Raw genomic sequence first — 6,212 nt, forward strand, 5'->3', positions numbered from 1 at the left:
GGTAGGGGCGGCAGGGGCGGAAAGCTACTCGTCGGCCGTGGCCGCCGGCAGGGCCGCTGCCGGGCGCTGCCAGCCGCGCGACCCCCGCGCCCGCAGCCACGCCGTCGTCTCGTCCGGCGGCATGGCCGCAGCCACGAGCCACCCCTGCACGGCATCGCACCCCAGGTCCCGCAACCGCTCCCACGTCTCGTCGTCCTCCACACCTTCCGCGACGACGAGCAACCCCAGCGAATGCGCGAGATCCACGGTGCAGCGGACGATCTCCGCGTCCTCCGTGTCGACGGCCAGCCGCGCCACGAACGACCGGTCGATCTTCAGCTCGCTCACGGGCAGCCGCCGCAGGTGGACAAGGGACGAGTAGCCCGTCCCGAAGTCGTCCAGGGACATCTTCACGCCGTGGCCGGTCAACCCGGCCAGGGTGTCCGCGGCCCGCTGCGGATCCTCCAGCAGCACATGTTCCGTTATCTCCAGCTGCAGCGCCCCGGCGGGGACCCCGTGGCGGGCCAGCCGCGCGGCGACCGCGCCGGCGAATCCGGGGGTGTGGACGTCGCGCGGGGACACGTTCACGGCGACCGGCACATGCAGGCCCTGCGCCCGCCACCTCGCCACCTGTCCGAGGGCCGTCTCCAGGACGTACTCGGTGAGGTGCGGCATCAGCCCGGACGACTCGGCGATCGCTATGAACTCGTCCGGCGGCACCTTCCCGCGCTCGGGATGCACCCACCGCACCAGCGCCTCAAGCCCGGCCACCTGCCCGTCGAAGCGGACCTTCGGCTGGTAGTGCAGTTCGACCTCGCCGGCGTCGAGGGCGCGCCGGAGGTCGCCGAGGAGGCCGAGGCGGTCCGGTGTGTTGGAGTCCCGCTTGGACTCGTAGACCTCGACGCCCGTACGGTCCCGCTTGGCCTGGTACATCGCCACGTCCGCCCGCCGCAGCAGCCCCTCCGCGTCGAGCGCGTGGTCGGGGAAGACGGCGACCCCGGCGCTGGCCTCCAGGACGAGGGTGAGCCCGTCGAGGTCGAGCGGTGAGCCGAGCGCGGCGACGAGGTTGCGGGCGACGCGCGACGCGGACGTCGTGGAGTCGGCGACGGGCAGCAGTACGGCGAACTCGTCGCCGCCGAGCCGTGCGGCCTCCGCCCCGCGCGGTAGCGCCACCCGGAGCCGATCGGCTATCTGCAACAACAGCCGGTCGCCCGCGAGATGTCCGAGCGTGTCGTTGACGGACCTGAAGCGGTCGAGGTCGATCAGCATCAGGGCCGACCTCGCGCCGATGCGTTCGGCGTCGTCCAGGGCGGTCCAGGTGCGTTCGAGCAGCCACTGGCGGTTCGGCAGTCCGGTGAGCGGATCGCGCAGTTGCTCCTCGGCCCGGGCGCGCGCGATCCACAGGGTGGAGTCGAGCGCGATGAGCGGGATGGCGAAGAGGGGCAGCAGCAGCGGCTGGGCGGCGGCGACGACACAGACGAGGGGCGCGATGCCGAACAGCGCCACGGCGACGAGCCCCTGTCTGACCAGAGCCGTGCGGGCGACGGTGGGGACGCCCCCGCGCGGCGAGGCGAGATACCAGAGCAGGGCGCGGGTGACGACGAGATAGGCGATGGCGACGAGCGCCACCTGGGGTGCGGAGTAGAAGTTCCAGGTCTCGGGGTCCCACGGCTGCTCCACCGAGGGGACGCGGCCGAAGACCCGCAGCACCAGGGCGCCGACGCCGATGCCGAGGATGTCGACCGCGCCGTGCAGCACTCCCTGCCGCCAGCGGCCCCGGCGGGCGATGCCGACGAGGACGACGACCGTGAGGCTGACCATTCCGGCGGCCAGCCAGCCGTACAGCAGCAGTACGGCGAGGGTGAGGGCGGCGCCGGAGCCCGTGCCGCCCCACCAGCGGGCGCGGCCCATGGCGACCAGATGGCCGACGATGACGCCGGTCAGCAGGGCGAGGGACCAGCCGACCGTGCCCGAGGGAAAGAGGGCGTTCTGTCCGGCGAGCGCCCGGTAGAAGCCAGCGCCCAGGATGGCGCCGGCGAGGCCCACGATCACGGCGGGCAGCGCGGGCCAGGACATGTGCCGGTCGGCGTCGTGGCCCGGCAGCCCGTGGCCGCGTCCGTCGTCGAGGGCGCCCGTGACGGGTGAGGCCCCGGCCGGCCGGGCTCCGCTGCCTGCGGTGAGTTGGGCCGGGCCCGGTGCGAGGGGGCCGGGTGCGTCGGCGTCGGCACGGCCCGGTGGCCATCCCGCGCCGACCCGGGGGTCGGCCTCGGTCTCCTGTCCGCCGCCGCGTTCCCGGTGTCCCCCGAAGCTCCGCTTTCGGCTTCCCTCGAACGGGCGTCCCCCCATGAACAGGGAACGCCCCCATCGCCAGGCCCCGGACACCCGGCGCAGACGCAGCCGTGAGTCCGGGGCGACGCTCTCGGTCGGTTCCATTCCCGTCCCTCTCACAGCCGGCGGTGCCCACGCCACGCGGCCCGTTGCTCCCGACAACCCTCAACGGCACCGCGTCCGAAAACCCACCACGCGTCCGGGCACGGCAGGCGCACACCTCAACAGTAGGCCGCACAAGGCTTTCTCGGGCAGCGGTCGACCGCGGTTGCCCGAATGCGACCGGCCACCCATATGCATCTGGTATGCGCCGAACGGGTGGTGTTCAACCCCTACTCCTCGGTCGGAAGCGCGACTTCCGCCGCCGCGTCCGGTCCTTGTTCGAGCAGCACCGCGAAACCGTCCTCGTTCAGAACGGGAACCTTGAGCTGCATCGCCTTGTCGAACTTCGACCCCGGATTCTCACCGACCACCACGAACGAGGTCTTCTTCGAAACCGACCCGGTCACCTTCGCGCCCCGGCTCTGCAGGGCCTCCTTCGCCCCGTCGCGGGTGTGGTGTTCGAGTGTGCCGGTCACGACGACGGTCAGCCCTTCGAGCGGTCGGGGGCCTTCGTCCTCGCCGGAGCCCTCTTCCTCCATCCGGACGCCGGCGGCCTTCCACTTGCGGAGGATCTCCTGGTGCCAGTCCACCGCGAACCACTCCTTCAGGGAGGCGGCGATGATGGGGCCGACGCCGTCGGTCGTGGCGAGTTCCTCCTCGGTGGCCTGCTGGATGCGGTCGATGGAGCGGAACTCGCGCGCGAGCGCCTCGGCTGCCACCGGTCCGACGTGACGGATCGACAGACCCGTCAGGATCCGCGCGAGCGGCCTTTCCTTGGCCGCCTGGATGTTCTCCAGCATCGCGACCGCGTTCTTCTTGGGTGCGCCCTCCTGGTTGGCGAAGACCGTGGCGATCTTCTCCTCGCCCGTCTTCGGGTCGTGCTTGGGCAGTCCGCTGTCCTGGTCGAGGACGTACGCCTTGATGGGCAGCAACTGTTCGATGGTCAGGTCGAACAGGTCGCCCTCGTCGACGAGGGGCGGATCGGACGGTTCCAGCGGCTTGGTGAGCGCGGCGGCGGCGACGTATCCGAAGTGCTCGATGTCCAGGCACTTGCGGCCCGCGAGGTAGAACAGCCGCTCCCGCAACTGGGCCGGGCAGGTACGGGAGTTGGGGCAGCGCAGGTCGACGTCGCCCTCCTTCATCGGCCGGAGCGCCGTACCGCACTCGGGGCACTCGGCGGGCATCACGAACTCGCGTTCGCTGCCGTCGCGCAGGTCGACGACCGGGCCGAGGATCTCCGGGATGACGTCACCGGCCTTGCGCAGCACCACCGTGTCACCGATGAGGACGCCCTTGGCCTTGACGATGTCCTGGTTGTGCAGCGTGGCGAACTCGACCTCCGAGCCGGCGACCGTCACCGGCTCGACCTGGGCGTACGGTGTCACCCTGCCGGTACGTCCCACGCCCACACGGATGTTGACGAGTTTGGTGTTGACCTCCTCGGGCGCGTACTTGTACGCGATGGCCCAGCGCGGGGCGCGGGAGGTGGAGCCGAGCCGGCCCTGGAGGGGGATCTCGTCGAGCTTGACGACAGCGCCGTCGATCTCGTGCTCCACGGAGTGGCGGTTCTCCCCGTAGTACGTGATGAACTCCCGTACGCCGTCGAGGTCGTCGACCACCCTGTTGTGCCGGGCGGTGGGCAGACCCCAGGACTTGAGGAGGTCGTAGGCCTGGGAGAGGCGGGTGAGGCCGCCTTTGGAGCCCTGCAGGGCTCCGATGCCGTGGACGACCATGTGGAGCGGGCGGGTGGCCGTGACGCGCGGGTCCTTCTGGCGGAGCGAACCGGCCGCCGCGTTGCGCGGATTGGCGAAGGGCTTGTCGCCGGCCGCCACCAGGCGGGCGTTGAGCTCCTCGAACTTCTCCATCGGGAAGTAGACCTCGCCGCGAATCTCCACGAGGTCGGGGACGGTGTCGCCCTTGAGGCGGTCCGGGATCTCCGCGATCGTCCGGACGTTCGGCGTGATGTCCTCGCCGGTGCGGCCGTCGCCGCGGGTCGCCGCGCGGGTGAGCCGGCCGTGCTCGTAGGTGAGGTTGACGGCGAGGCCGTCGACCTTCAGCTCGCACAGCAGGTGGTAGTCGCTCGTGCCGACGTCCTTGGCGACGCGCTCGGCCCAGGCCGCCAACTCCTCGTCGGTGAAGGCGTTCTCCAGCGAGAGCATGCGCTCGCGGTGCTGGACCGCCGTGAACTCCGTCTCGTACGCGCCCGCGACCTTCTGCGTCGGTGAGTCGGGCGTGCGCAGCTCGGGATACTCCTCCTCCAGCGCTTCGAGGGAGCGCAGGAGTTTGTCGAACTCCGCGTCGCTGATGACGGGAGCGTCCTTCACGTAGTACCGGAAGCGGTGCTCCTCGATCTGCTCAGCGAGCCGCGCGTGCTGCTCCCGGGCATCGGCCGGTACCGATGCCTCGGTCGGTACCGATGCTGCGGTCGAGGCAGTCTGTGCGTCCTTGTCGCCGGCCACCGTGTTGTCCTCCCGTTACTCTGGGTTGTCCGCGAGGGATCTCGCCGCGTTGACGCAGTGGGCGAGTGCCCGGCGGGCGTACGCCGGGGAGACCCCCGCGAGCCCGCACGACGGCGTGACCGTCACCGCGTCCGCGAGAAGCCCCGGATGCAGCCCCAGCCTGCGCCACAGCGTCCTGACACCCATGACGCTACCGGCAGGGTCCGACAATGGGCCCTCGACGGTCGGCACGACGCCGGTCAACAGCCTCGTGCCCCCTTCCACGGCTTCCCCGATCTCGTCGTCGTCACGCTCGGTGAGCAACGCGAAGTCGAAGGAGATGCCGGTGGCGCCGGCTCGGCGGAGCAGGGCGAAGGGGACGTCGGGGGCGCAGGAGTGGACGATGACGGGGCCGGGGACTCGATGCCGCGGGGCTCCGGGGCCGTCTTCGCCCGGGGCGCGGTCCGCGCGTGGGGCCGGGGCGTGCGCGCCGGCGCCCTGACCGCCGTCCGGGCGCCCGTCCGTCGCGCCGGTCGCGTGCCCGTCCGTCGCGCCGGCCGCCTCGTCGGGCGAGGCCGTGAGGGTCTCCTCGTGTACGCCGATGACGTCCCGGAGGGTGGCCTCGACGAGTTGGCGGTCGACTGCCCGGTGGGTGCGGTAACCGCTGGCCGTTCTGACCCGGCCGCGCAGGACGTCGGTGAGGGAGGGCTCGTCGAGTTGGAGGACGAGGCGGGCGCCCGGGACTCGGCGCCGTACCTCGGCGAGGTGCAGCCGCAGGCCCTCCGTCAGTGAGGCGGCGAGGTCGCGGCAGGCGCCGGGGTCGGAGAGGGCCGCCTCACCGTTCTTCAGCTCCAGTGCGGTGGCGAGGGTCCAGGGGCCGACCGCCTGTACCTTCAGCGGGCCCTCGTAGCCCTGGGTGTACTCCTCCAACGCGTCCAGGTCCTCGCCGAGCCATGACCTCGCCCGTCTGGTGTCGCGGCCCGGGCGGTCGCCGATGCGCCAGCCGCTGGGCTCCACGCGCGCGTACAGCTCGACGAGGAGTCCTGCGGTGCGGCCGATCATGTCGGCGCCGGGGCCCCTGGCGGGGAGTTCCGGGAGGTGCGGCATGCCTGTGTCCGGCCACTCGAAGGTGCCCGTCACTGTTTTGGCGGCCTCCCTGGCGTCGGTGCCGGGCATCGAGCCGATGCCGGTGGCTGGGCCGAGGGTGAAGTTTTTGTCCACGTGGTGAAGCCTACGGATGTCTGTGTGGGCCGCGTCTCGGTGTCCTCCCTGGCTTTCTTCGCCCCCGCCGCCCCTACCCGGCCCATCCCCAGGGGTTCCGCCCCTTCGACCCCGCTGCGCCTTCCAGCTCGGGGGATGGGGTTT

Annotated in this window: 3 protein-coding genes; all 3 read right to left on the reverse strand. The window is 71.7% G+C overall.

Going from position 1 to position 6,212, the window contains the following annotated elements:
- Positions 1-24: 24 nt before the first annotated feature.
- The 3 genes from STRIP9103_RS43095 to STRIP9103_RS52615 all read right to left on the reverse strand — a co-directional run bounded on the left by STRIP9103_RS43095 (position 25) and on the right by STRIP9103_RS52615 (position 6,023).
- On the reverse strand, positions 25-2,412 hold the full coding sequence (locus STRIP9103_RS43095) for a putative bifunctional diguanylate cyclase/phosphodiesterase (protein ID WP_009341236.1): 2,388 nt from the start codon (positions 2,410-2,412) through the stop codon (positions 25-27).
- Between the two features lie 227 nt (positions 2,413-2,639).
- Positions 2,640-4,868, reverse strand: a complete 2,229-nt coding sequence (gene ligA / locus STRIP9103_RS43100) for an NAD-dependent DNA ligase LigA (RefSeq protein ID WP_009341234.1) — start codon at positions 4,866-4,868, stop codon at positions 2,640-2,642.
- 15 nt (positions 4,869-4,883) lie between these two features.
- Positions 4,884-6,023, reverse strand: a complete 1,140-nt coding sequence (locus STRIP9103_RS52615; protein WP_234022442.1) for a methionine synthase — start codon at positions 6,021-6,023, stop codon at positions 4,884-4,886.
- Positions 6,024-6,212 lie beyond the last annotated feature (189 nt).

The organism is Streptomyces ipomoeae 91-03, from assembly GCF_000317595.1.
GTDB classification, from domain to species: Bacteria; Actinomycetota; Actinomycetes; order Streptomycetales; family Streptomycetaceae; genus Streptomyces; species Streptomyces ipomoeae.

Bases quoted from the DNA above. Each gene is read 5' to 3' on its own strand.
- STRIP9103_RS52615 (WP_234022442.1), bottom strand. From the start codon at position 6,023: ATGCCCGGCACCGACGCCAGGGAGGCCGCCAAAACAGTGACGGGCACC.
- STRIP9103_RS43095 (WP_009341236.1), bottom strand. From the start codon at position 2,412: ATGGAACCGACCGAGAGCGTCGCCCCGGACTCACGGCTGCGTCTGCGC.